This window comes from Thiosocius teredinicola, assembly GCF_002009425.1.
Taxonomy (GTDB): domain Bacteria; phylum Pseudomonadota; class Gammaproteobacteria; order Chromatiales; family Chromatiaceae; genus Thiosocius; species Thiosocius teredinicola.
Window position 1 is genome coordinate 2,528,741 of record NZ_CP019936.1, and the last position, 24,554, is coordinate 2,553,294.

Genomic DNA, 24,554 nt, shown 5'->3' on the forward strand with positions numbered 1-24,554 from the left:
GATGCCGACCACCCGGGATTCGCCCGCGCGGGTTCGTTTGCCCGCTGAATGGGAACCGCAATCCGGCGTCATGCTTACCTGGCCACACGCGGCGACCGACTGGGCCGATGTGCTCGAGCGGGTCGAACCGGTATTTGCACAGATCGGTGCCGCCATTGCGCAACGCGAAAACCTGCTGTGTGTCTGCCATGACCAAGACCATGCGCACAGAGTCACGGGACTGCTGACGGCCGCCGGCGCCGATGCGGCCAATCTGCGCTTTGCAATCGCGGCGAGCGACGATACCTGGGCGCGCGATCACGGCGCGCTGGTCACCCTCGCGCCCGGCGGCGCGCAGGTCAACGACTTCGTGTTCAACGGCTGGGGCGGCAAGTTCGAGGCGACACAGGATTCGGCGATCACCGCGCTCCTCTATCGGCTCGGCGTATTCCAGAACTGCACCCACCACGAGCGTGCTTTCATCCTCGAAGGCGGCGCCATCGAGACCGACGGCGCGGGCACCTTGCTGGCCACGCGTTCTTCGGTAATCAGCGAAACGCGCAATGCCGGCCTGACCCAGGCAGAGATCGAGAAACGTCTGAGCGATTGGCTGGGTTTCGAGCGTTTCCTGTGGCTCGACCATGGCGATATCAGCGGCGACGACACCGACGGACACGTCGATACCCTCGCCCGGTTCACAGATGAAGAAACCATCGTCTATGCGACCGCACCGCAAGGCGATGCCGACTACGCGGAACTGGCCGAGATGGCGGAACAACTCGCGGCATTCCGCACGCGCAACGGCAAACCCTACCATCTCCTGCCGCTACCTTTTCCCGGCGTGCACGTCGATGAAGACGGCCGTCGCTTGCCGGCGACTTATGCCAACTTTCTGTTCATCAACGGCGCCGTGTTGCTGCCCATCTACGGTGTCGATGCCGACCGCCAAGCGATCGAGGTCATGCGCGAAGCCTGTCCGCAGCACGAGATCGTGCCCATCGACTGCCGCGCGATCATCGAACAGAATGGCAGCCTGCATTGCCTGACGATGCAGTTTCCGACACAGATCACGTTGCACAGCCAACCGGAGTTCGTTGCCGCATGAGCCGATCCACGCTTCGCGTCGCCCTGCTTCAGCATGCAAACCAGGGTGACGCCGCCAGCAATCTCGACCTGATCGCTACCCGGATCGCCGAAGCGGCCGAACAAGGCGCGCAGCTGGTGCTGCTACAGGAACTGCACAACGGCGCCTATTTCTGCCAGACCGAAGATACCGCCTGCTTCGATGATGCCGAGCCGATTCCCGGCCCGAGCACCCAGCGCCTCGGTGAGATCGCCAGGCAGCATCAGGTCGTGATCGTCGCCTCGCTGTTCGAGCAACGCGCGGCGGGGCTGTACCACAACACCGCAGTCGTCTTGGAGAAAGACGGCACGCTCGCCGGCCGCTACCGCAAGATGCACATCCCGGACGACCCGGGCTTTTACGAGAAGTTCTATTTCACGCCCGGCGACCTCGGCTTCACCCCCATCGACACCTCGGTCGGACGGCTCGGCGTGCTGGTCTGTTGGGACCAGTGGTACCCGGAGGCCGCCCGCTTGATGGCGCTGGCCGGCGCCGAGCTGCTGCTGTATCCGACTGCCATCGGCTGGGATATGCGTGACGACGGTGGTGAGCGCATCCGCCAGCGCGACGCCTGGCTGACCATCCAGCGCTCGCATGCGGTGGCCAACGGCATCCCGGTACTGAGCTGCAACCGGGTGGGCTTCGAGACATCGCCGCAACAAGACGATCCGGGCATCCAGTTTTGGGGTAGCTCCTTCGTTGCCGGACCACAAGGCGAATGGCTGGCCCAGGCCGGCGAAACGGCGCAAACGCTGATCGTCGACGTCGACATGGCGCGCAGCGAATCGGTACGCCGAATCTGGCCATTTTTGCGCGATCGCCGGATCGACGCCTACGCGGATCTGACCAAGCGCTTCATCGACTGAAGACCTGCCGATCCAGCACGCAGCGTCGGCACGCGTGGGCAAAACGGGCCATTCTTCGACCGATTTGGCTGAGCGGATCGGCGCCGTGCCGGAATTTCACCAACGCGCCAACCGTTGATCCATTTCACCGGTTATTTATACTCCGCAGGTCACTGCATCAGGAGTTGCTAATGAATGCCGCCGAGTCTGCCGGTACCACCGAGCTTCAACAGATGATGTTCTCCATCATCCAGCGCATCGCCACCGGGCCCGACCTGTCGAAAGATATCAGCCAGGAAGAGGCCCGCCTCGGCATGCAGGGCGTGCTCAACGGCGAGATCGACCCGGTACGCGCGGGCATCTTCCTGATTGCCTTGCGCATGAAACGCGAAACGCGCGATGAAAACCGCGGCGTGCTGCAGGCCATCCTCGATACGCGCAAGGTGGCGACTGCGCCGGTCAACGAGGTGGTCGACATCGCCGATCCCTACGACGGCTACAACCGCACGATTCCGGCCTCGCCGTTTCTCGCGCCGCTGCTTGCCGAGTGCGGCATCCCAGCGTTCAGCCACGGCCTGAACGCGGTCGGTCCCAAGTACGGCGTTACCCACCGCCACGTGCTGGCCGCCGCCGGCATCGATGTCGATCTCGATTCGAATACTGCCGCAGCGCGCCTCGGCGACCCGGCAATCGGTTGGGCCTATGTCGACCAGGCCAACTATGCACCCGGCCTGCACGACCTGATCGAACTGCGCCAGCGCATGATCAAACGCTCGGTCATCACCACCGTCGAGGTACTGGCAAGCCCGATCGTCGGTCGCCAGAAGACGCATTTCGTCACCGGCTATGTACACAAACCCTACCCGCCGGTGTATGCCGATCTCGCCCGCGTGGCCGGTTTCGATTCGGCGATCATCGTGCGCGGTGTCGAAGGCGGCGTGATCCCTTCACTGCGCCAGTCCGGCAAGTACTTCGCCTACACCGATGGCGGCGACGAGGTCGGCTATGACATCGAACCGTCGATGCTCAACATCGAGCAGGAGAATCGCGCCGTACCGATTCCATCCGACGTACCGCAGACCGAAAAAGGCGAAGGCGCGATTGCGCTGACCGACGTCGATGCCGCGGCGAAAAAGGCAGCCGACTATGGCGTGGCCGCATTGCAGGGCGAGAAAGGCCCGACCTACGACTCGCTCGTCTACAGCGGTGCCGTTGTACTGCAGCACCTGGGCAAGGCCGATTCGCTGGCCAATGCGGGTGAGCTGGTGCGTGCAGCGCTCGACAGCGGCAAGGCTGCGGCGCGGATCAAGTAAGGCATGAGTAACGATTGGCAGCCGATCGCCGGCGCGGACGAACTGGCCGTCGGCCAGATGAAGGCCTTCGAACTCGAAGGCCGGCGGCTGTTGCTGGTGAATGCCGAAGGCCGCCTGCATGTGATCGATGAGATGTGCAGCCACGAGGACTACTCATTGGCCCTGGGCTGCATCAAGGGCTCGAAGATCAAGTGTTCATTGCACGGCAGTTACTTCGATCTGAACACCGGTGAGGCGCTGGATGAGCCGGCAGACGAGCCGATCTGCACCTATCCGGTCAAAGTCGAGGACGGCCAGGTCTGGACCCGCCTCGAGCGCGGCTGATCCGGCGCTACCTCAGAGTTCGTTCAACCACGCCGCTACCGCGTCGACCAGTTCGTCCTGGTGATCGACGTAGTAGTGGTCGCCGGGTACGACGATCTGCCTGCTCTTGTCGTTGCCACCCGCCTGGATCGCGGCAAGTCGATCCTTCGCCAGACGCTGCACCGCCGGGTAATCGTGATCGCCGTACACATCGAGAATCGGTACCGACAGGCGATCCAGAGCAAACGGCTCTTGCATGGGTTGACCATAATCCGTTGCACCCATACCGATTCCGACAAACGCATCGAACTGGTCGGTTGCCGCTGTACCGCGGGTCAGCATCCAATGCTGCGCCATGTGCGAACCGCAACTGTGAGCCAACAGCACCACCTGCCCCGTTGATCTCTCGCGCGCTGCGGCGATCGCCGCCTCGATACGTGGCATCGCATCGGCGAATACCGGCAGGTAGTCGAAGTACTTCGCCTCTTTGTCCAACACCGGTAGCTGGATCGACAGCGTGTTCCACCCATGTTCGGTCAATCCGACGCGCAGCGGATGCACCACCGTCTGCCAGTCCGGGTGAAATCCACGGCCATGCAGCACGACGACCGTGCCACGCGCCGGCGTCTCGCTCGCCTCGGTGTAGATGGCCAGAAACGAGCGTCCGTACTTGGTTTCCAGGTCGAGCGGCTGACCGTCGAGAATCGCGTCGCGGATCTCTGCATCCATGCGTTGCTCGCGCGCCCGGTCGGGTTCGGCCATCAGGGCGTCATCCGCACCGGCCTCGCCCGGCATCAAAAACCCCATCGCGAGCACAGCCAGCAGCGGTCCCGCGAGAATCGTTCGCGCCGCCCTTTTATGCCATATCTGCCACGACTGCCGGATTTGCCTGTCAAAGTCTGTCATATGTCGCCATTTTTATGAGTAAATTCAGTAAATTAGCGTTAAATTAAGCCATAGGAAGTTTGCCGCTAATAGGCTATAGTACAGGCGTCATAAGCGATGCAGAGCTACTTGCCCAATAAAAAGTAGCGTGCACATCGCGCAGCGACGGGCCGAAAAGAGCCCGCACTGTGAAAAAGGGTAATACCAAAGGAGGAACAAGGTTTCATGCGTTTTACGTTACTGCTGATGCTGGCGGTAGGCATCACGATGGTCTGGCAGTCGAATGCCATCGCATTCGGCATGAATGCCTGCGCGACCGATCGCGCTGTCTGGGCCGACGACAACAAGAACGATAAAGGCAAAGACGGAAAGGCCGGCGGCTCGGGCGAAGAAGAACCCGATTGCGAATAAACGCCGACAGCCACATCGACAACCGCTAGCCTATAACAACAATCTGACCAGCCGAATCCCATGGGAGATAACCGCGAAATGAAATTGAGCAAACTGTTTTCTGTGTCCACCACGCTCCTGAGCGTCATTCTCAGCGCAAACGTCATGGCCGATGACCTGGCCGTCGGCATCACCCGCTCGATGCAGAAATTCGAAGGTACCGTCAACGGTGAGAAAGTCACCATCATGCGCAACCAGGACCAGAAGGCCACGGTGAATCCGGCATTTGCCAAAACCTCGCGCGCCTGCCCGCCTTTCTGCATCCAACCTTCACAACTCGCACCGGGTGTTGAAACCATCGGTGAGCTGGAAGTGATCGAGTACGTGAAGAAGATGTCCGAAGGCGATGACAGCATCCTGTTGATCGACTCGCGTACGTCCGACTGGGTGGCCAAAGGCACCATCCCAGGCGCCGTCAATCTGCCCTGGACCAAACTGAATCCGTCGAAGGGCGCCGACCCGATCTCGATCGCCGAGATCCTTACCCAGCAATTCGGTGCAAAAGAGCTCGAAGGCCTGTGGGACTTCAGCGACGCCAAGACGCTGGTGATGTTCTGTAACGGTATGTGGTGTGGCCAATCGCCGCAGAACATCAAAACGCTGCTGCGTTTCGGTTACCCGGCTGACAAGCTGAAGTGGTACCGCGGCGGTATGCAGGACTGGGAAGTCCTCGGACTGAGTACCGTCAAACCCTGATTCCGGTCGGGTTCACATTGCCCCGAGCGATATGAGCCCGCGGAAAAGTATCATCCTCGTGCGATATTCAGGCGGCCAATGCGGTCGCCGTTTTTTTTGCGCTGAACAGATAGCCGATCAGTCTTCGCGCAGCGTTTTCAGGTAGCGATACAGCGTTCGCTCACTCATGCCCAGGCGCTGCGCGGCTTTGGCACGGTGGCCGCGACATTCGCGCAACACGGCGACCATCTCGGCCTTACCCGGGCGGTAACCGCGTCGCATCAGCAGGCGATCATCGGACGGCGTCGTCTCTTGCGGCGGTTCGACATCGCTCGTGCCGAACAGGTCACGGTCGAACACCAGGTGTTGCGTGCCGAGCGGCTCGCCAGCAGCATAAATGATCGCGCGCTCTATCACGTTGCGCAGCTCGCGCACGTTGCCCGGATAGTCGTAACCCATCAGGTGCGCAACGACCTCGGCAGACAACGGCAACTGCTGCACGCCGGAATCGAGTTGACGCAGGAAGAACTCGGCGAGCAGCGGCACGTCCTCGATATGGTGTCGCAAGGCGGGAATACGCACTGGAAACGCCGTCAAACGATAGTACAAGTCTTTACGCAGCTTGCCTTCGCCCACCAGATCACCCGGATCGCGATTGCTGGCGACCACCACGCGCACATCGACCGAGCGGTAGCTGTCGCTGCCGACCGGCTTGATCTCGCCACGCTCCAACACACCCAGCAATCGGTTCTGCAGCGTAATCGGCAGCTCGCCGATCTCATCGATGAACAGGGTGCCACCGTCGGCCTGACCGAAGAATCCCAATGAACCATCGTGCTGATTGCCGAACAGCTCCGCTTCTGTCTTTTCAGGACTCAGCGTGGCGCAATCGACGGTCAAAAAAGGCCCGCAACAACGGTTCGAGGCCTGATGAAGATACTGTGCCGTGCAGTCTTTGCCGCTGCCGCTCTCACCGAGCAACAGAACCGTGGTCGGTGTCGCTGCAACCCGCTCCAGCTGTGCGCGCAATTCGGCAATGGCGCGCGATTTGCCCACCAGCAGTTCGGTATCGTTCGCTTCACCCAGCGCAGTGAACATCTGCGCGACGTACTGCAGTTCGCCATCGTCATCAAAGATCGGACTGGTCGTCACCTGGACCCGCAATACCTCGCCGTCACCCGGCTGGTGTTGCTCGATTGCCCGCATCCGTTCGCCGCTGCGCAGCACGTGCTCAACAATACAGGGACCGGCATCGCCATCGCTCGACGTCTCGAGACGACACGACACCGCACGGCAATCACGGCCGACGACGCCTTGCGCCTGCGTATCGTAGGTTTCGACGAACGCGCGATTGGCCGCCACGATCCGGTAGTCGGTGCCAACCAGCAGGTAGGGATCGGCAAAGCTGTCGATTATCTGCTGGCAACTCGGCGTATTGTCGCGGTGATGGCTCAATCAAGCGCTCCCAGTGTTCTGGTCCCTATTCTGTCGATAACCATACACCTGTCAACGAGGCGACTACACTTGATGGCAGGCGCAAATCAAAAGAGACCGCACCATGACCAGGTCGTATGCGTTTGCCGGCTTGTTGCTGTTGTCACCGATGTCCGTCGATAGCGCACAACCGGTCTTTCCCGAATATGGCGACCCCAAGGTCGTCTTCGATTTCTTCTTTGCCGATCCACGGCATATCAGCAACGGCTTGCATTGGATTCGGTCTTATATGAATCCACTGCTCGAAGAGCCTTACGACCTCGCGCCCGAGTTCCTCGACATTGTCGTGGTCATTCACGGCACCGAGATCGTGACGCTGGCCAAACACAATTACGAAAAGTACCGGGATAGCGTAGAACGCATGCGCTATTACGCAAGTCTGGGGGTGAAGTTCCGCGTCTGCGGGATCGCCGCGAACGACTACGACTACGATGCCGAAACCTTCTACGACTTCGTCGACATTGTGCCGTCTGCGATGGTCGAGGTCGCCTATTGGCAGCAGCGCGGTTACGGGCTGGTCATTCCGCAGATGCACGAAAAGCGCTACACCACCGACGAGATTCGCTGAATCGCCGAGGACGGCCGGTCAGAAATAGCGGGTGAGCTTGACCTCGACGTAGTCGTCCTGGCGCAGGCTGTAGGTCGGGTCTTCTGCATCGACGTGGCTCCACAGGCGTGCCTGTACACCGAGTTTCCAATCGTTGCCGAACCGGCGGCTCGCTTCGAGGTTGAAGAAGCGTGAGCCGTTGTTCCAGTCGCTGACCACACCGGTCAGCACTTCGGTGCCGTCGACATCGTTGGCGACCCAGCGCAGACCGAGAAACAAATCCCGGTTGAACGGTGTGGTCGCCTCGTCGCCGCGTTCGTCCCACATCACCTCGGCCAATACGCCCAGGTCGCTGGCGCCTTCCCACAGGCCGTAGAAGGTGTATTCAAATCCGCCGGTAAATGCAGAGAACGATGGCCCCTGCCCCTTGCGGTGCAATGCCTCGAACTTCCACAGCCAGTCGCCGACGGCGCCCTGCAGATCGATGCTTGCTTGATGGATGATCTCATAGCGCGGAATCAGCACCAGCTCACCGTCGTCGATACCGGGAACCAAGGTGGGTTCACGTCCGGTGCCGTGAAAATAGGCGACGCCCACATCCCAGTCGCCGAGGTAGCGTGACCAACGCACCGCAACGTCGGGGTAGTATTCTTCGCGATCGTTTTCGTACTCGGTCAGGTCATGCTCAATGCGTGGTTGGGTGCGTGGCCGGCCATCCACCGATGGATAGCGGCGTTCACGAAACAGCGGCATGAAAAACACGTCCAGCGTTCCCCAGTCACGCTCCAGTGATACCTTGAGCATCGGCTGACCGAGCTTCTGTTCGCCGTCCGGGTTTTCGAGGACGTCCGTCTGGTTGATGATATCGACCAGGTGATAGACCTCGGTCACGCCCCAGAACACCTTGTTGACGCCCGCTCGAAACTCGAAACCGTCGTCATGGAAGATCCACACCGCTTCGCGCAGATCGATGTGTGTGCGTTCGTCATCGTGCTGGTCGAGTCGGCCGAATGGCTTGAAGGTGAAGCTCTGGCGCCCATCATCCCAGGTGGTGTAGTACTCAACCTCGCCGCTGAGCGAGAGATTGCCTTCCTGCTGGCGATCATCGAGCGGCGATTGGGTAAACAGCCTGCCTTCGAGCGCCACCTCGCCTCTCACATCGGCATAGGCCGGCGCCATGCCACAGGCGAGTACCGCCACCAGCACCCTCATCCACCGCATGGCTACTTGGCGCGCTTCAGGCTGTTTGTCGTGAAATCGGAATCTTCCAGGCCGACACGAAAATCGTACTGCTTCCACGTCAGCAAAGTGCTCTTGCCGGTCTGGTGGTTCTCCATGAACATCTCGCGGGCCCGCCAGTACTGGTCGAGATATTGTTGATAGCCTTTGAACATCAGGGTCTTCAACAGGCTGTTCTTGCGGTCGTAGAACTCGATCTTCATCGGCCGGTACTCCGCCTTGTCGATCCATACCAACTGGCGCGTGTAGCCCGAATTCTCGTCGACCGGATCGCGTTCGAGCAGGAACATGGCTTCGCCGTCGAGCTCGTCGTCCTTGATGAAGCGATAGGTGTATTTCTCCACCTCCTGCGACGCCAGGTCTTCGTACGCAAACTCGCTACCCATGAACGGCCCCGACTTGTTGCGCGACGAGATTCGCTTAACGCGCTTGAGCGCCGGCAGGTAGAGCCACTGATCGTCGGGCTCGACCTTGTGCGAGAACGTCAACAGCGCCGTACCCTGCACGTCGCGCGGTTGGTCGAAGATGATCATCGTCTTGTCGCCGTCGTCGTCGACCTCAAGCGAGTTCGTGCGCATGTGCCGCAAGCTTTCCTCGCCCTGCTTGTTGCGCAACAACATCGTCAACTCAGCCTTGAAATCATGGTAGCCGGTGTCGCGCCGGTCGGCCTCCTGTGCGATTTCCAGGCCCTTGTCGGCGGCCTCGTCGGCCAGCGCCGGCAACGCCAGCGCCGTGGTCAGGCTAAGTGCGAGCAACAGCGGGCGCACCTTCATGTGCGATACCTCCAAATTTCATCAATAACGGTGGCAGGAACAGGAAGTCGGCCAACAGCGCCAGGCCGATGGTGATGGCGGTCAACAGACCCATCCCCGCGTTGAGCTCAAACGCCGACAGCGCCAGGATACCGAAGCCCACCACCAATACCAGCGAGGTCACCCACAAGGCCGTGCCGACCGTCGAAAATGCGTAGCGCACCGCATCCTCCGGCGACAAGCCACGCTCACGTTGGGCGCGCACATACTTGCTGAGAAAATGTACCGTGTCGTCGACCACGATACCGATGGTCACGCCGGCGACAACCGACAGCGCCAGCCCCACCTGCCCGACCAACATGCCCCATAACCCCAAAGCCATGCCGATCGGCACCAGGTTCGGGATCACACTGAGCAGACCGATACGCAAGGAACGCAGCGCCACCAGCAGAATTGCAGAGATCAGCAGCAGGGCGATCGTGGTGCCCTTGAGCATCGAGCGCACGTTGCGATGCCCGATGTGGGCGAACATGATCGCCGAGCTGGCCCCATCGACGTGCATGTGATCGGGCGTGTTGTTTTGCAACCATTGCTTGGCACGCGCCTCCATCGCCAGCATGGACTCGGTGGAGATGGTATCGAGCGTGACCGTCATCCGCGTCGCGGTCTTGGCGACGTTGATCTGGTTGTTCAGGTCGAGCCCGAACGGCAGCGAAAACTCGTACAGCAGCAGGTACTGCGCGGCCAGTTCGTTGTCGTCGGGCAAGCGGTACCAATCCGCATCATCGCCGTGCATGTTCTTGTTGAGGCGCTTCATGATGTCGGTGAGCACGTTGACGTGCAGCACGCCCGGCTGCTGCCGATACCAATCGGCGAACGCCTCGACCTGCTGCAGGTACTCCGGATCCGATATCTTCTTGTCTGCGCCGGCAGGCAGCGAATACTCGATCAGGTAGATGCCGGTGAGATTCTCAGTGGCGAACTCGGTGTCTGCACGAAACGGCACTTCATCATCAAAGTATTCGACGAAGATGTCGTTGAGCTGATTGCGCGGCAACTGCGACACCAATCCGACGATCAGTATCGCCATCACCCAGAACAGGCGGTTGCGATTGCGAATGACGAATTCGGCAAATCGTTCCATGCCACCGTCGTGCTCCTCCGGCACCGGCTTGACGCGCAGTGGCAGTATCATCATCAGTGCCGGCAGGAACCAGATCGACAGGAAGAACGCCGCCATGACCCCCATGGCCGACATATTGCCCAGATCGCGAAACGGCGGGGCGTCGCTGAAGTTCAGGCTCAAGAAACCGATGGCCGTGGTGAGCGACGTCAGGAACACCGGCGTAAGGTTGATCCGCAGACTTTCGATCATGGCCGCCTGCTTGCCGAGACCGCGGCGCATGCCATGCAGGAAGATCACCAGGATATGTACGCAATCGGCCACTGCCAGGGTCATGACGATGACCGGCACGCTGGTTGTCGGTGGGCTCATCTGGATGCCCATCCAGCCGGTCAGACCCATCGTGCAGATGATCGTCGTGACGATCACCAGCATCGTCGCCACGGTCGCCGAGGTCGACTTCAACATCAAGGCCAACAGCACCAGGATGAACGCGAACATCAGCGGATAGAGGGTCTTCATATCCTTCTGCGACGCCTCGGGAAAGGCGTTGTTCATGATCACCATGCCGGTCAGATGCACATCGATATTCGGATCACGTGCTTCGGCCTGGGCGACCAGATTGCGGGCAAAGGCGGCCACGTCGGGCACTTCTGTTAGTTTCTTTTCCTGCAACTGGATCGTTACGTTTATGCCGGTCACGCGCGCGTCGGGCGATATCAGGCGGTTGACAAGCAACGGCTCGTTGACCGCAACATCCCGTGCTTGCTCGAGGTCGGCGTCGCCGAGTTGCGGCGCATCCGCAACCAGGTCGCGCACCAGCAGGTCGTCACCTTCCGCGCTGGTGTGTTGGAAATTACTGATGGAGTCGACGCGGATGGAATACGGTATCTGCCAGGCTTGCTTGGTCAGCCATTCGACCGTGGCCAGTGTCTCGCGCGTAAACACCTGGCCGTTTTTCGGCGCGATCACGAACAACACATTGTCGTTCTTGGTGTAGGTATCCTGCAGTGACTCGAACGCCTGGAGTTGTGGATTCTCCGGACTGAAGAACATCCGGTAGTCGTTGCTGAACGAGATCAGGCGAATGCCGGAACCGATCACGGCGACCACGACAAGCGTCGCAAGCACAACCCACCAGCGATAACGCAGCAAGGCGGCGAAAAAGGCTTCGTTCATGGGTACTGGCTTCCTTCCTTTGTTCAGCCGCGGCTGCGCAACGATTGCAGGTAGTCGATCAGGCCTTTACCGCAGGCCACCAACAGTTTTCGACTCTGCGCATTCTTCGCCATGCCGACACAGCCTTCGAGTGACGCGACGATGAACGCCGCCACCGAATTCACGTCGACCGCGGGGGATACGCTGCCGAAATCGCGGCCGCGTTCGAGCGCCGCCGCAATCGCGGCCCGCCATTCGTCCAACAGCTGCTCGAGGCGTTCACGAAATCCTGCATCGACCGGCGACATCTCCAGGGCAAGATTGTTGACCGGGCAGCCCAACGACAATTCGGCGATCGTCATCCGGTTGCCGGTCTTGCGGATCACCTCGATCAAGGCTTGAACGGGGTCGGTATCGGGCTGCTGCAGGGGATCGATCCACGCGTGGTGCAAGGTAGGCCCGAAATATTCGTCGACGACGGCGTATCCCAGGTCGAGTTTGCTGGGGAAATGATAGTAGAGCGCACCCTTGGTCACACCGGTTTCAGACAGGATGCGCGACAGACTCGCGGCCTGAAAGCCGTGCATGTGGATCTCGCGCGCAGCCGCTTCGAGCAGCAAGCGCCGCGTCTCGAGCGGGTTTTTGTCTTCGCCCGGTTTCGCTGAAGGAATCATCGCCATGCCGAGGGGCTGAACATACCGACCAGTATGTATGTCCACAATCAGAAGTCAAGCTCGCGGTGAGAATCATCGGCATTTCGATGGGGCGAGCGCGTCGGGCTTATGCGAAAATGCGCGGATCATTCCGACCGATCTGATTCAGTGAGCGTAGCAGTACCTCCCCTCCCTACAAGTAAATCGCCGTTGACTCATTGGGGCCGCTGCACCGGCGCCGCCGTTGGCTATGCGATCGCCCAGGCGGTCGGAAGGGCCGACGCGCCGCTTCTGGTGATCACCCGCGACGTGCAGGCCGCCACCCGGCTCATGGAAGAGGTCTGTTTCTTCCTCGACGACGACACCATCGAGGTGCTGGGATTTCCCGATTGGGAGACACTGCCCTACGATGTATTCTCGCCGCTGCCGGAGCTGATTTCGCAGCGGCTGCTGACGCTGCATCGTCTGCGCAGCCTCAAGCGCGGCGTCGTGGTGGTACCGGTCGCCACGTTGATGCAGCGCCTGCTGCCCGCCGAATACCTGGACGCCAACAGTCTGCTGCTGGACGTCGGCGATGAACTCGATCTCGACGCCTTTCGTCTGCGCCTCGAACAGGCAGGCTACCAATGTGTCTCGCAGGTGATGTCGCACGGTGAATTCGCCGTGCGCGGTTCCCTGCTCGACCTGTTCCCGATGGGCAGCGACCAGCCTTACCGCATCGACCTGTTCGACCGCGAGATCGACTCGATCCGGATCTTCGACCCGGAAACCCAGCGCACCAGCGAAAAGATCGAACGCATATCATTGTTGCCGGCGCGCGAGTTTCCGGTCGACGAGGCGGCGATCACCCGCTTTCGTGCCGCCTATCGCGAGCGCATCGAGGGCGATCCGCAACGCAGCCTGATCTATCGCGGCGTCAGCGAAGGCCAGTTTCCGGGCGGCATCGAGTACTACCTGCCGTTGTTCTTCGAAACCACGGCGACGCTGTTCGACTACCTGCCGGCGTCGACCACGGTCGTCTTCGAACACCGCCTGACGGACGACGCCGACCACTTCTTCACCGGCGTGGGCGAGCGTTACGAACAACGCCGCTATGACATCGAGCGCCCCTTGTTGACGCCCGACACGCTGTTTGTGCCGCCCGACGCGCTGCAGGAACGGATCGATCAGCGGGCACGCATCGTTTACCAGGCGGGCAGCGCCGATTGCGACAACCTCGACGGACCCTGCCACGATCTGCCGACCAAGCCGGTGCCGCCGGTCGGCATTCAGGCCAAGGCGGCCAATCCGGCCGGCGCCTTGCAACAAGTCCTCACCGCCGCGGATGCGCGGGTGCTGTTCGTCGCGGAGACGGCCGGTCGGCGCGAGGCACTGCTGGAGACGTTGCGCGGGTACGGCATCAAGCCGACCTATCAGGAAAGCTGGCATGCCTTCGTCGGCGACGACACATCGCCATGCATCACGGTCGCGGGGATCGAATCCGGCCTGTGGCTGACCGATGTCGGTGCCCTGGTCATCCCCGAGGCGCTGCTGCTCGGCGAACGCGTCAAGCAGCGGCGTCGGCGCAAAGGCCAGGATGCCGACCAGATCGTCCGCAACCTCGCGGAACTGACCATCGGTGCACCGGTAGTCCACGAAGAACACGGTGTCGGCCGGTTTCTCGGACTGCAGACGATCAAGGCGGGTGGCAATACCGATGAATTCCTGACGCTGGAATACGCCCGCGGCGACAAGCTGTATGTACCGGTCGCGTCGCTCAACCTGATCAGCCGCTACACCGGCGCATCGCCGGAGAGCGCGCCCCTGCATCGTCTGGGCAGCGATCAATGGGAGAAGGCACGCAAGCGGGCCGCCGAAAAGGTGCGCGACGTCGCCGCCGAACTGCTCGATATCTATGCGCGGCGCGAAGCGCGCCAGGGCACGGCCCTCGCCGCACCGGAAGACGATTACCGCAAGTTCGCGGCCGACTTCGAGTTTGAAGAGACCCCGGACCAGGATGAGGCAATTCGCGCCATCGTCGCCGATATGACGTCATCGAAACCGATGGACCGCGTCGTCTGCGGCGATGTCGGTTTCGGCAAGACCGAAGTGGCGATGCGCGCTGCCTTTATCGCCGCCAATGCCGGCAAGCAGGTGGCGGTGCTGGTGCCCACCACCCTGCTCGCGCAGCAGCACTATCAAAACTTCTCCGACCGCTTCGCCGACTGGCCGGTCAAGGTGGAGAGCCTGTCGCGTTTTCGTTCGGCCAAGGAAACCAACCAGGTGCTCAAGGGGCTTGCCGAGGGGCGCATCGACATCGTTGTCGGCACCCACAAGCTGCTCGGTGAAGGGGTCAAGTTCAAAGACCTGGGGCTGGCCATCATCGACGAGGAACACCGCTTCGGGGTCCGGCATAAAGAGCGGCTGAAAGCGCTGCGCGCCGAGGTCGACATCCTTACCCTGACCGCCACGCCGATTCCACGTACCTTGAACATGGCCATGTCGGGCCTGCGCGACCTGTCGATCATCGCCACGCCGCCGGCCGCGCGCCATCCAATCAAGACCTTCGTCAGCCAATGGAACGACGCCCTGGTGCGCGAGGCCTGTCAGCGCGAGATCAATCGCGGCGGCCAAGTGTACCTACTGCATAACGAGGTCTCGACGATCGAAAAGACCGCGCTCAAGGTCGCCGACCTTGTGCCCGGCGCACGCGTGGAGTTCGCGCACGGCCAGATGCGTGAACGCGAGCTTGAACGCATCATGCGCGACTTCTATCACCAGCGTTTCAACATACTGGTGTGTACGACCATCGTCGAAAGCGGCATCGACGTGCCGACCGCCAACACCATCATCATCGATCGCGCCGACAAGCTCGGATTGGCGCAGTTACATCAACTGCGCGGCCGGGTCGGTCGTTCGCACCACCGCGCCTACGCCTACCTGCTGGCGCCGCCGCCCAAGGCGATGACGCCGGATGCGCGCAAGCGTCTCGAGGCGATCGAGTCGCTCGAAGAACTGGGCGCCGGCTTTACCTTGGCAACACACGATCTGGAGATTCGCGGCGCCGGCGAACTGCTGGGCGATGAGCAGAGCGGCCAGATCCACGAGATCGGGTTCAACCTCTACACCGAGATGCTCGAGCGCGCGGTGCAGGCGATTCGCGCAGGCCGCCAGCCAGAGCTCGACCGTCCACTCGACCATGGCACCGAGGTCGATCTGCACATCCCGGCGTTGCTGCCCGACGACTATCTGCCCGACGTGCACATTCGCCTGATCCAATACAAACGGATCGCCTCCGCCGAATCGGTTGAAGAACTGCGCGAACTCAAGGTCGAGATGATCGACCGCTTTGGCCTGCTGCCTGACCAGGCGAAAAACCTGTTCGACGTCACCGAACTCAAGCTGCATGCGCAGCCTTACGGCGTCAAAAAGATCGAGGCAGGACCCAACGGCGGCAAGTTCCATTTCGACGCCGAACCCAAATTCGATCCGATGCAGCTGATCACCCTGATCCAAACCCAACCGAAAACGTTCAAGCTGGACGGCGCCGACAAGCTCAGGTTCACCGCCGACCTGGCGGACCCTGCTGAACGTGTGCAGGCCGTGAAGGGCCTGCTTGACCAATTGCTCGGGATACAGTGAAGTTGCTGGCTATGAAAACGATCGCCCACGCCGTAAGGCGTTTTAGCTTATTTATTGTTCTGTTCGCCGCCACGGGTGCGACAATTGCCGCCAGCTACAACATCGAGATGGTGGTTTTCGAACGTCCCGGCGGTGGAGATAACGCCTACTGGCCGGTCAACACGACCGAACCCGATCAGGGCAAGGCGGTAGGCAACATCGCGGACCTCAAAGCCGGCCCGCAATCCCTCGAACCGGTCGCCTATACCTTGCGCCAGAAAGGCATGGTCATACTCGATCACGTTTCCTGGTATCAGGATCCGCGCGGACGCAATAGTCATGATTGGTACACCGTCGAAGGAACCCGTCTTAACGGCCTGGTCCGCGTCACCGAGGGGCGCGATCTGCATCTCGATACAGACCTTGTGTTGCGCGACGCTTTTTCATCCCGCACCTACCGGGTCACGCAACATCGCCGCCTGCGCACCGGCGAGCTGCACTACCTGGACCACCCTCGCCTCGGCATCATCGTGCGCGCCGTGAAAATTGAACAAAGCGCCACCTCGGTCAACCGCGACCTCGACACCGGCGAACCCAGGCCCGCAGAGCCTCGAAGCTAAGATCACCTCCGACGACTCGTGAGCGATTGTTCGGCAGCCGATGTCGCACGGCTGTTCGCGACAAGTCTCTGCAAACACTGGCCATTACGTGCGATTTAATTCTTGATCTGCTCGGTCTCGCCGATGTGATTCAAGCCGTCCAGAAATATTGAGATGCACCTAATTCCCGTTTCGCGACGACCGTCCAAAAAATTGTGCGCTTACTGACATATGCTTGTCAGACACATTGGGCAGACTGCCGTCCACTTATCGTGATCACCAAGGAATTGCGCTTATGAAACTCGCCAATATGATGCGCGAAGGGATCAAGCTGGTTGCGCTTTTCGGCGCCGTTGCACTGGTGGTGTGGAGCATGCCGGAATCGACGCCGCCCTCACCACCTCACGCTGTAGAGCAACTCACGGCGAATCACTAGATTCCGGGTCGCTGAACAGCGTCATCACGACCCCGGCGAAGCCAATCACAAACCCCAGCGGAACGGCCGCAAGAAATATCTTGGTCATCTGATCGTTGCCGGCAAACATATAGCTGAAGCCAACGACCAGCCCGACAACCGTCAAAATCGCACCGATAATCAATGCGTAAACGCCGAGTTTGTGCATCGTGAAGTTTCTCACCCTCTGGGTTCGCGACGAAGTTTTCGCGGCACCTTGATTGAAATTTTCCGTCTGATACGAGGGCCACGCCCCATCAGAACGATCCACCGGGGCCCAGCGCAGCAATATGTCGCGCGACAGTGATCTGAACGCGCAATTGTCGCCGAATACCCCTTGATCCGAAAGCGCCAACCGTAAAGACCCAAGTCGCCCTTCAATCCGTGGTGGGAATGCTCGGGCGTGATTGGTTTGATTGAGAAAGGTGCAGACGAAGCTGGTTCGAAATCGTCGTAGTAATTCGTTTCGCTCGGGTGCCTACTCGATCATCTCAGGCGGCAGTACGGCAGACAGCCTGTCGCCCAAGTCATCCGCCAGTTTGCGACTGAAACTGGCCGTCAGGTGACTTCGATCGCGGTACATCACGAAGCCGCCATCATCGACGACGCAGGCTTCACCCGACGGACAAATCGCCTCCGTCATATCGATCAGGTGGATGTCATCGTGTTTCTCGATCGTGCGCTTGTCCACCTGACGTATGAAATCTTCAATTTGATCCGGCGGGTTCAATGCGCAGCTTTGGTCGGCGTCGCGGTCTTTCCAGTTTGCCATCGAAAGACATGTCGGCGCATTGAAATCCAGTTCCGGCGTATCGCGCATGACGATGATCTGCCCGGTTGTGCCGTTCAGCCGTGCCAATGACTTTTCAATACCCTCGGCCATCAACCTGCCTTCCTGCGCAGCAGTTTCAGCGCCCTTGATCTCGTATCTGCTTGAACTGGCGATTATCGTAACGTCGGGATGAATGCGGCCGATACGGTCAAACGACTGCTCACGCCAAGCAGTACACTCTTCGTAGGTAGCGTTGGGCGACCCGCTGTAAGGCTCGAAAAGAAAAGATGGACAGGCCGACTTGGTGAGTGACACGAGTCGCCACCGGTTTTTCTTCGCCAGGCTCTCGAGCGCCGGGAACCACTGCGCGGCGTGCGAATCGCCGAACAACACGACAGTGAAATCCGCGTCGGCGTCTCCAAATACACATTCAGGCGTCTCCACCTGCGCAAAATCGGCATGACAGCCATTGGCATACACCTTAGGTACGTCTTCAACCGCGCTCAGGTATCGCCGCTGCGGATCGTCCTGCAGCGCGTCGTTCGCGATGTAGCGAAAGGTATACGCAAGACTGGTCGTGGAAACCGATACCAGTACACCGAAAGCCAGTGATACCCCGGCACGTCGCAACGTGGCATGCCCGAAACGGAACGGATTCTCAACCAGTACATAGGTCAAGGCGGCCAGGCCGATAGACAGCAGGATGCCGAACAGGCTATGCATCGGTCCAACCTGATCGACGGCAAACGCCATGAAGACGAACACCGGCCAATGCCACAGATAGAGCGAGTACGAGATATCCCCGATGTATCGCATCGGCCTGGCTGCCAGCAGGCGGCTGACACCGACCGGCTGTGCATGGTGCGCAGCGGCGATGACCAACACAGCACCGACAACCGGCATTACCGCCGCCCAGCCGGGGAACACCGTATTCTTGTCGTATTGCACGCTCGCCACGGCGATCAGCAACAGGCCGAGCCCTCCTGCAATCGCCGCCACGCGTGGCGCGAACTGTCTGCGGACCGGCCACATGGCGATCATGCCGCCGGCGGCAAACTCCCAGGCGCGTGTCGGCGAACCAAAAAAGGCCCAAGGCTGATTGTGGGCAGTCAACCAGATCGCACTCACGAAAGAGACGACGAACAACGACACCATCAGCAACCACAGACGCTGAGTGCGTTCTGCGCCTGCCGGCGACCGTGCCGCCAGCACGAACAACAATGGCCAGATCAGGTAGAACTGTTCTTCGACCGACAACGACCAGGTGTGCAGCAACGGATTGGCGTCGGTGCCCTCGGCCAGATAATCCGTCGACTCATGGGCGAACCAGCCGTTGCTGACGTACAGAGCCGTCGCGATGGCGGATGCTGAGAACGTCTTGAACTCCAGCGGCCCATACAGATTCCATGCGATCAGTACCGTCGCCACCACCACCAGCGAGGCCGCCGGTAGCAGACGCCTGATCCGTCGCGCATAGAATGCCTTGAGGTCGACGCGATTTGATCGGTCCAACTCACGACACAACAGCCCGGTGATCAGGTAGCCGGAGATCACGAAGAACACGTCGACGCCGATGTATCCGCCCGACAATACGCCCAACCCGCTGTGGTAAACCACCACGAGCATCACCGCGACGGCGCGCAGACCTTGAATGTCGGGCCTGAAGGCCGTTGTCTCAGCTACGTGCGCCACACGAATCCCTCGTTTTGCCTGTATTGGATGTTTCCAAGCTACCCACCGTTACTGCAGGCTACGGTCTTAGGGAAAATCCTAACAAGCGAGGTAACCGAAATTGGCAGGCGATGCGCAATTTTGATAGCCCGTTCTCGCTATCGGGCAATAACCGTCACACAACAACGATCAATCCGCCAAAGAGGGACGCAGTCCACACCAATATCGCCCGGATCGACACTGGCGTTCGAATCAGCCTTTAGAGCTGCCGGCGGCATTCTGTTGCGCAGGGTGTTAAGGTCGCAGCGAAGACAAGCGTTTCAATCTCCCCTGTGCATATCGGTAGATCTCTCACCCTCCGCGCGCTGATCAGCGGAATACTTATCGGCGCCGTGCTGACTCCCTGCAACGTCTATTCAGGTTTGAAGATCGGTTGGTCGTTCAACGTGTCGATCATCGGTCTGTTGCTGGTGGCCGGGTTCTGGGGCTTGCTGTCGCGCTTCCGCTTGGCGCGCTCGCTGGATGCCGGCGAAGGCAACATCGCGCAAACAACGGCCTCGTCGTCGGCCAATATCATCTCCGGCGGACTGGTCGCTCCCATTCCTGCACTGGCCATGATGTCGGGTCACAACCTACCCGCGGGTCAATTGATACCCTGGGTGTTTGCTGTCAGTTTTCTCGGCATCTGGGTCGCTTGGTATCTGCGCGCATCATTGATATTCCGCTCCGGCCTACCGTTTCCGACCGGCCGAGCGACCGCCGAGACCCTGATCGAAATCTTTGCCAAGGGCCATGAGGCCGCCCTGAAACTACGGGTGTTGTTGAGCGCAACCGTTATCGCCGGCGGGCTGAAATGGCTGGATACCGGACTGTTCCCGCTGCCTCGACCCAGTTTCGGCTTCATCCTGCCGGCCAGCGGCAAGTTGTCAGGCTATGCCGGCATCAGTGCGAAGAACCTGACATTTACCTTCGATCCCTCGCTGATGCTGGCCGGGTTCGGCGCCATCATCGGCTTTCGCGCAGGCGTTTCACTGTTGTTGGGCGCCGTCATTGCCTGGGGCGTGCTCGGACCGATCGGCGTGAACCAGGGTTTTATTGCCGCCGGTGATGCCGACCTCGACGCAAGCTGGTTTGCCGACATGATCGAGTGGTTGCTGTGGCCAGGTGTCGCGTTGATGGTCGGGTCCGCCTTGACCCGGTTTGCCCTGCAAGCCATCGACAAGAAACACCCCGAGCCCAGCGATCAGCCTTATGAAAACGATGGCGCCGGCGCATTGCGGCTGTTCGGGTTGGTAATCGCCGGCGCCGTGGTTGTGGTCCTCCAGGTCGTGATCTTCGACATTCACTGGCTGATCGCCGCCCTGGCCGTGCCGATCGCGTTCCTGCTCGCGATGGTTGCTTCGCGCGTGGTCGGTGAAACCGGCATTCCGCCTATCGGCGCCATCGGCAAGGTGTCGCAGCTCAGCACCGGGGCCATGGCGCCAACCGAAACTACCGCGAACCTGATCGGCGCCAACGTGGCTGGCGGCGCGGCCGGGCAAAGTGCCGACCTGTTGAACGATCTAAAAGTCGGCCAGATGATCGGTGCTGCGCCCCGACCTCAGATCGTGGCGCAGTTTTTCGGGATCGTGACCGGAAGTGTCGTCGGCAGTTTTGTGTATCTGCAATTGATACCCGATCCGACCAGTATGCTGATCTCAGAGGCATGGCCCGCGCCGGCGGTGGCGACCTGGAAGGTAGTCGCAGAAACCCTCAGCAACGGCTTCGGCGCGCTCCCATCCAGCGCCTTGTACGCGGCCGCAACTGGCGGCGTAGCCGGTGCATTCGGCGCCTGGTTGCAACACCGTCATTCGCCACGCTGGTTACCGAATATGCCGGCACTCGGCCTGGCCATGGTCATTCCCGCCTCGATTGCCTTCACTATGTTTTTCGGCAGCCTGATTGCGAAACTGCTCGAGCGTTACCAACCCACCCTCGCGCAGCGCTTCCTGATCGCCGTCGCCTCGGGGCTGATTGCAGGGGAAAGTCTCACCGGTGTGCTCAGGGCACTGTTGGGCATCGTGGCGTAGCCGGGTCAATCGGACAGTCGCGACGCATCCAAGATCTTGGCGGCGCCTGCACCCTGCAGCATCCCCGACTTTCGCAAGATCTCAGGATCCGTTTCACCGTTGATATTCACGACAATGAGCTGCCCCTGTCCCATTTCATAGTCATTGCGAAAATCATAAATGACGCCCACCACCGCCAGCGTACCCGCAGCAACCTCTTGCTCGAATCGCTGCAACGCCGCCGCAACCTGGTGATTCACGTTGGCGACGATTTCACGCTTGACCTCAGCGCCTTTGGCGACATCGATAGTGTCCAGTTCGCGTTTGATCGCCGGCGATTCACCCGAATAGTCGCTGACTGCGGCGGTCACCGCGCCGCAAGCAGAATGACCGACGAACATCAACAACGGCGTATGCAGATGGTGCACACCGTATTCGACGGAACCCTGTGCAGTGGCAAACTGGTTGCCGATGTTTCTGATCACAAACACATCGTTGTCCGGCGTCGGATCGACGGCATGCAGGTGAACGCGCGAGTCCGAACACGACACCATCGTAACCAGCGGCTCTTGCTTGTCGGTGAACCTCGCGTAATAGTCAGAACCGTGCGACGAAGCAAACTGTGCATTGTTTTCCAGCACGTACAGCAACGCCGCATGGGCTCGGTCGCCAACCACGGGCGATTCGGCCATCGCTCCGCTCGCCAGGAACGCACCGGCCATCAACAGACCAACTAAAGCTTTGGTTAACATCTTCCGTTCCCTCCACTCAACGGTTGCTCTTTCACAGTCACGTACTTGGCGCCACCAAAAAGCCGCCGAGTGCGCACCTTGCACACCCGGCCGCAATACTTGCGGTGTTGCATTCCGCCATGAAAACTGCGAATCAAACAACCTCCTATTTGCCAATCTGGTCTTGATCCATATCACGGTCGCGATCGCGATCGCGATCACGGATAGGATCATGCGTCATGTCTTTGGTACGGGTGCGCAGTTGATCCTGCGTTTGCAGGCCTTTGCCTGACGTAACGGCACCTTGGTTGCTCGGTCCGGGTCCGTAGCTCATTCCGCTATCCGAACCGGAGCCTCCAGCGCCGGCACCGGCACCTCCTCCGCCGGCCCCACCACCGCCACCACCTCCGGCGGCGACGGCCAAACCTGTTGCTGCCGCAAAGGCAGCTGCGATTGCCCATGTTGTCCATTTGCGCGTGTTCATTTGCGACCTCCTTTCACCATTTCGCTGATGCGTTCTCAGGTGAATCAACTTCCTTCCTGATGACATTATCGACACGGCAGGCGGCGCCAGGGGTTACCGAGTTGGGTGCTTTTGTTTCGTATTGTTGCGTCGCAATTTGTTGCGAATCAGCGCACAGCAAAGCGGTCGCGCGGTTACTGCGCGTTGTCCCGGCGAATGGAGCACCGTGGTTGGTCAGGCAGGCGGGATTGTACGGTGGCAGCACGGCGCGTTCGTGCGCTAGAATGCCCCCAGCGTCGATGCACGGAGGCATCGGTAGAACGCTCTCTGGAAGTCAGACGCGCAACGCCCGGCACTTGGCCGGGCGTTCTTTTTTGCACGCGTTGGCGTGCTTCAGTCAGGTCATGCGACCAGCGGTGACAGCGCCGGCTGTTCACTGCGCAAAAGCTTCTTTCGCAACAGCACGACACCTGTCGCCAGCAGAATAACCGAACCAGGGACCGGCACCTGCCAAAGTGCATCGGCATAGCGCTCGGCCAGCAGCAGGTGAGCCGCCGTCGTCGGGTGGATGCGATCCCAGAATACATAGCTGTCCGGATCGGCACACACGGTACCGCCGCCTTCAAACGTCAGGTCCGGACCGTCGTAGCACGACGTGCCCACCACGTCGAAGCCGAACGCCGATGGATTTGCCACCAACTCGTCAAACAGCGAGTTCACATCGAACGGAATCAGATCGAGCGTCGGCAGCGCCATCTGCAGATTGTTCAGGCCGGCAGCAAGTACCTGGTTGAACAATTCGACCAGATTTTCGGCGCGCACCTGAAACTGTGTGGCAGTCGTCGGATCCAGCATCGCCACCATCTCTACCGTCGCCGGCACACTCAACCAGCTCGTCTGGTTCGGGACGAAGATATGCTGGGCACCCGACAGCGCGAGCGCGCCCACCGCATTGACGACGTCGGTCGCCGCCGACGTCACCAGCGCGTTGGCCGTCGCCGGGTCTGCGAGTGCGGCCAGCACTTCCAGCGGGTTGTCATTCTGCAAGCCCATCGCGTCCTGGATGTTGTTGGCGCCCGCCCAAACCAGGTGCAATGCATTCGGGTCGATGCCGCCAGACATCGAGGTGCCAGCCAGGTAGGCGCCGACCTGTCCGTTCAGCCCGATCGGCAGCGGTAGGCGATGGCTGTCGGTACGCGCGCCGCCGTAGGCGAAATTGGTACCCGCAACCGGGTTTGGCGTCCAAGGCACGAACACATAAGGGGCTGCGAGTCGCTCGATCGGCAGACCAAGCTCGTCGGCGAGGTAATCGACATACACGGGCCCGTTGCTGAAGCGACCTTCGTAGTAGTCGTCGCCCGGTATCGGTCGTCCCGGCGGCAAGCCCAGGGCAGTAAGTTGCTCTGTCAGATCCTGCAGATTGCCCATATCGGACAGACTATCGCCAAGTACGACAAAGCTACTGTAGTTGTGAAACACACCGGCAAACGCCGTGGCCGACAAGCCGAGCCAGAGTGCTGCTCCACACGCAAATTTCCTGATGCTCATCTACGACTCCCCTGATGATTGATATTTTGAGCGCATACTATAGCCGCGAACGGCACGATGTTCTGCGCCAAATACGCCGTCTAACAACATTCCGAAAAGCCGACGCGGTCACCGGCATTCGCTGCATCG

22 protein-coding genes are annotated in these 24,554 nt (G+C 60.4%); 11 read left to right on the forward strand and 11 right to left on the reverse strand.

What is annotated here, in order from left to right; all coding sequences use genetic code 11:
* Nucleotide 1 precedes the first annotated feature (1 nt).
* From B1781_RS12140 to B1781_RS12155, 4 genes are all read left to right on the forward strand, one after another.
* Complete coding sequence (locus B1781_RS12140; RefSeq protein ID WP_078119923.1) at nt 2–1,084, forward strand: agmatine deiminase family protein; 1,083 nt, start codon at nt 2–4, stop codon at nt 1,082–1,084.
* Nucleotides 1,081–1,968, forward strand: a complete 888-nt coding sequence (locus B1781_RS12145; protein WP_078119924.1) for a carbon-nitrogen hydrolase — start codon at nt 1,081–1,083, stop codon at nt 1,966–1,968. The genes B1781_RS12140 and B1781_RS12145 overlap by 4 nt, the downstream gene beginning before the upstream one ends.
* Nucleotides 1,969–2,138: 170 nt before the next feature.
* A complete protein-coding gene (locus B1781_RS12150) occupies nt 2,139–3,260 on the forward strand; it encodes an anthranilate phosphoribosyltransferase (protein ID WP_078119925.1) in 1,122 nt (373 codons plus the stop codon).
* Between the two features lie 3 nt (nt 3,261–3,263).
* Entirely contained in the window at nt 3,264–3,584 is a 321-nt protein-coding gene (locus B1781_RS12155; protein WP_078119926.1) for a non-heme iron oxygenase ferredoxin subunit, read from the forward strand.
* 12 nt (nt 3,585–3,596) lie between these two features.
* Here the strand turns inward: B1781_RS12155 and B1781_RS12160 are convergent, their stop codons facing one another.
* On the reverse strand, nt 3,597–4,370 hold the full coding sequence (locus B1781_RS12160) for a DUF3530 family protein (protein ID WP_164513366.1): 774 nt from the start codon (nt 4,368–4,370) through the stop codon (nt 3,597–3,599).
* 303 nt (nt 4,371–4,673) lie between these two features.
* Here B1781_RS12160 and B1781_RS12165 point away from each other — a divergent pair, with 303 nt between their 5' ends.
* Together B1781_RS12165 and B1781_RS12170 are read left to right on the forward strand one after the other, a co-directional pair.
* Complete coding sequence (locus tag B1781_RS12165) at nt 4,674–4,859, forward strand: hypothetical protein (RefSeq protein ID WP_078119928.1); 186 nt, start codon at nt 4,674–4,676, stop codon at nt 4,857–4,859.
* 78 nt (nt 4,860–4,937) lie between these two features.
* A complete protein-coding gene (locus B1781_RS12170) occupies nt 4,938–5,594 on the forward strand; it encodes a rhodanese-like domain-containing protein (protein ID WP_078119929.1) in 657 nt (218 codons plus the stop codon).
* 117 nt (nt 5,595–5,711) lie between these two features.
* Here the strand turns inward: B1781_RS12170 and B1781_RS12175 are convergent, their stop codons facing one another.
* The gene (locus tag B1781_RS12175; protein WP_078119930.1) at nt 5,712–7,028 is read right to left on the reverse strand and encodes a sigma-54 interaction domain-containing protein; all 1,317 of its coding nucleotides are present in this window, start codon (nt 7,026–7,028) and stop codon (nt 5,712–5,714) included.
* A 103-nt stretch (nt 7,029–7,131) separates the two neighbouring features.
* On the opposite strand from B1781_RS12175, the gene B1781_RS12180 reads away from it, so the two are divergent.
* A complete protein-coding gene (locus tag B1781_RS12180; protein WP_078119931.1) occupies nt 7,132–7,635 on the forward strand; it encodes a DsrE family protein in 504 nt (167 codons plus the stop codon).
* 18 nt (nt 7,636–7,653) lie between these two features.
* Here the strand turns inward: B1781_RS12180 and B1781_RS12185 are convergent, their stop codons facing one another.
* Genes B1781_RS12185 through B1781_RS12200 form a run of 4 tightly spaced genes read right to left on the reverse strand, consistent with a single transcriptional unit; the run spans nt 7,654 to nt 12,566 of the window.
* Nucleotides 7,654–8,835, reverse strand: a complete 1,182-nt coding sequence (locus B1781_RS12185) for a hypothetical protein (protein WP_125932054.1) — start codon at nt 8,833–8,835, stop codon at nt 7,654–7,656.
* A gap of 2 nt (nt 8,836–8,837) precedes the next feature.
* The gene (locus B1781_RS12190; RefSeq protein WP_078119933.1) at nt 8,838–9,626 is read right to left on the reverse strand and encodes an outer membrane lipoprotein-sorting protein; all 789 of its coding nucleotides are present in this window, start codon (nt 9,624–9,626) and stop codon (nt 8,838–8,840) included.
* Nucleotides 9,595–11,907, reverse strand: a complete 2,313-nt coding sequence (locus tag B1781_RS12195) for an efflux RND transporter permease subunit (protein ID WP_078119934.1) — start codon at nt 11,905–11,907, stop codon at nt 9,595–9,597. Before B1781_RS12195 ends, B1781_RS12190 begins: the two co-directional genes overlap by 32 nt.
* Before the next feature lie 23 nt (nt 11,908–11,930).
* Nucleotides 11,931–12,566: a TetR family transcriptional regulator C-terminal domain-containing protein gene (locus B1781_RS12200; RefSeq protein ID WP_078119935.1), complete on the reverse strand. Its 636-nt coding sequence runs from the start codon at nt 12,564–12,566 to the stop codon at nt 11,931–11,933.
* Nucleotides 12,567–12,668: 102 nt separating this feature from the next.
* Between B1781_RS12200 and mfd the strand changes: the two genes are divergently transcribed.
* The 3 genes from mfd (at nt 12,669) to B1781_RS23185 (ending at nt 17,174) form a co-directional block, all read left to right on the forward strand.
* Nucleotides 12,669–16,160: a transcription-repair coupling factor gene (gene mfd / locus B1781_RS12205; protein ID WP_078119936.1), complete on the forward strand. Its 3,492-nt coding sequence runs from the start codon at nt 12,669–12,671 to the stop codon at nt 16,158–16,160.
* 11 nt (nt 16,161–16,171) lie between these two features.
* Entirely contained in the window at nt 16,172–16,759 is a 588-nt protein-coding gene (locus B1781_RS12210; RefSeq protein WP_125932055.1) for a CsiV family protein, read from the forward strand.
* A 274-nt stretch (nt 16,760–17,033) separates the two neighbouring features.
* Nucleotides 17,034–17,174 carry a hypothetical protein gene (locus tag B1781_RS23185; protein WP_164513367.1) on the forward strand — a complete coding sequence of 47 codons (141 nt, stop codon included), beginning with the start codon at nt 17,034–17,036 and terminating at the stop codon, nt 17,172–17,174.
* Here the strand turns inward: B1781_RS23185 and B1781_RS12215 are convergent.
* Nucleotides 17,158–17,361 (reverse strand): hypothetical protein, encoded by a 204-nt coding sequence (locus B1781_RS12215; protein ID WP_078122032.1) that lies wholly within the window; start codon nt 17,359–17,361, stop codon nt 17,158–17,160. The two genes, B1781_RS23185 and B1781_RS12215, sit on opposite strands and share 17 nt — an antisense overlap.
* Nucleotides 17,362–17,670: 309 nt before the next feature.
* Nucleotides 17,671–19,656: an acyltransferase family protein gene (locus tag B1781_RS12220; protein ID WP_078119938.1), complete on the reverse strand. Its 1,986-nt coding sequence runs from the start codon at nt 19,654–19,656 to the stop codon at nt 17,671–17,673.
* A 371-nt stretch (nt 19,657–20,027) separates the two neighbouring features.
* Between B1781_RS12220 and B1781_RS12225 the strand changes: the two genes are divergently transcribed.
* Nucleotides 20,028–21,704, forward strand: a complete 1,677-nt coding sequence (locus B1781_RS12225) for an OPT family oligopeptide transporter (protein WP_408646237.1) — start codon at nt 20,028–20,030, stop codon at nt 21,702–21,704.
* 5 nt (nt 21,705–21,709) lie between these two features.
* Here B1781_RS12225 and B1781_RS12230 read toward each other — a convergent pair whose 3' ends face one another.
* From B1781_RS12230 to B1781_RS12235, 3 genes are all read right to left on the reverse strand, one after another.
* Complete coding sequence (locus B1781_RS12230) at nt 21,710–22,648, reverse strand: carbonic anhydrase (protein WP_125932057.1); 939 nt, start codon at nt 22,646–22,648, stop codon at nt 21,710–21,712.
* Nucleotides 22,581–22,898: a hypothetical protein gene (locus B1781_RS23190; RefSeq protein ID WP_164513368.1), complete on the reverse strand. Its 318-nt coding sequence runs from the start codon at nt 22,896–22,898 to the stop codon at nt 22,581–22,583. Before B1781_RS23190 ends, B1781_RS12230 begins: the two co-directional genes overlap by 68 nt.
* 381 nt (nt 22,899–23,279) lie before the next feature.
* The gene (locus B1781_RS12235) at nt 23,280–24,425 is read right to left on the reverse strand and encodes an SGNH/GDSL hydrolase family protein (protein ID WP_125932058.1); all 1,146 of its coding nucleotides are present in this window, start codon (nt 24,423–24,425) and stop codon (nt 23,280–23,282) included.
* Between the last annotated feature and the right edge of the window lie 129 nt (nt 24,426–24,554).

Excerpts from the sequence above, each read along its gene's own strand:
- B1781_RS12140 (WP_078119923.1), top strand. The coding sequence starts at position 2 with ATGCCGACCACCCGGGATTCGCCCGCGCGGGTTCGTTTGCCCGCTGAA.
- B1781_RS12145 (WP_078119924.1), top strand. The coding sequence starts at position 1,081 with ATGAGCCGATCCACGCTTCGCGTCGCCCTGCTTCAGCATGCAAACCAG.
- B1781_RS12150 (WP_078119925.1), top strand. The coding sequence starts at position 2,139 with ATGAATGCCGCCGAGTCTGCCGGTACCACCGAGCTTCAACAGATGATG.
- B1781_RS12155 (WP_078119926.1), top strand. The coding sequence starts at position 3,264 with ATGAGTAACGATTGGCAGCCGATCGCCGGCGCGGACGAACTGGCCGTC.
- B1781_RS12160 (WP_164513366.1), bottom strand. The coding sequence starts at position 4,370 with ATGGGGTTTTTGATGCCGGGCGAGGCCGGTGCGGATGACGCCCTGATG.
- B1781_RS12165 (WP_078119928.1), top strand. The coding sequence starts at position 4,674 with ATGCGTTTTACGTTACTGCTGATGCTGGCGGTAGGCATCACGATGGTC.
- B1781_RS12170 (WP_078119929.1), top strand. The coding sequence starts at position 4,938 with ATGAAATTGAGCAAACTGTTTTCTGTGTCCACCACGCTCCTGAGCGTC.
- B1781_RS12180 (WP_078119931.1), top strand. The coding sequence starts at position 7,132 with ATGACCAGGTCGTATGCGTTTGCCGGCTTGTTGCTGTTGTCACCGATG.
- B1781_RS12185 (WP_125932054.1), bottom strand. The coding sequence starts at position 8,835 with ATGCGGTGGATGAGGGTGCTGGTGGCGGTACTCGCCTGTGGCATGGCG.
- B1781_RS12190 (WP_078119933.1), bottom strand. The coding sequence starts at position 9,626 with ATGAAGGTGCGCCCGCTGTTGCTCGCACTTAGCCTGACCACGGCGCTG.
- B1781_RS12195 (WP_078119934.1), bottom strand. The coding sequence starts at position 11,907 with ATGAACGAAGCCTTTTTCGCCGCCTTGCTGCGTTATCGCTGGTGGGTT.
- B1781_RS12200 (WP_078119935.1), bottom strand. The coding sequence starts at position 12,566 with ATGGCGATGATTCCTTCAGCGAAACCGGGCGAAGACAAAAACCCGCTC.
- mfd (WP_078119936.1), top strand. The coding sequence starts at position 12,669 with ATGCGAAAATGCGCGGATCATTCCGACCGATCTGATTCAGTGAGCGTA.
- B1781_RS12210 (WP_125932055.1), top strand. The coding sequence starts at position 16,172 with ATGAAAACGATCGCCCACGCCGTAAGGCGTTTTAGCTTATTTATTGTT.
- B1781_RS23185 (WP_164513367.1), top strand. The coding sequence starts at position 17,034 with ATGAAACTCGCCAATATGATGCGCGAAGGGATCAAGCTGGTTGCGCTT.
- B1781_RS12215 (WP_078122032.1), bottom strand. The coding sequence starts at position 17,361 with ATGCACAAACTCGGCGTTTACGCATTGATTATCGGTGCGATTTTGACG.
- B1781_RS12230 (WP_125932057.1), bottom strand. The coding sequence starts at position 22,648 with ATGATCCTATCCGTGATCGCGATCGCGATCGCGACCGTGATATGGATC.
- B1781_RS23190 (WP_164513368.1), bottom strand. The coding sequence starts at position 22,898 with ATGAACACGCGCAAATGGACAACATGGGCAATCGCAGCTGCCTTTGCG.
- B1781_RS12235 (WP_125932058.1), bottom strand. The coding sequence starts at position 24,425 with ATGAGCATCAGGAAATTTGCGTGTGGAGCAGCACTCTGGCTCGGCTTG.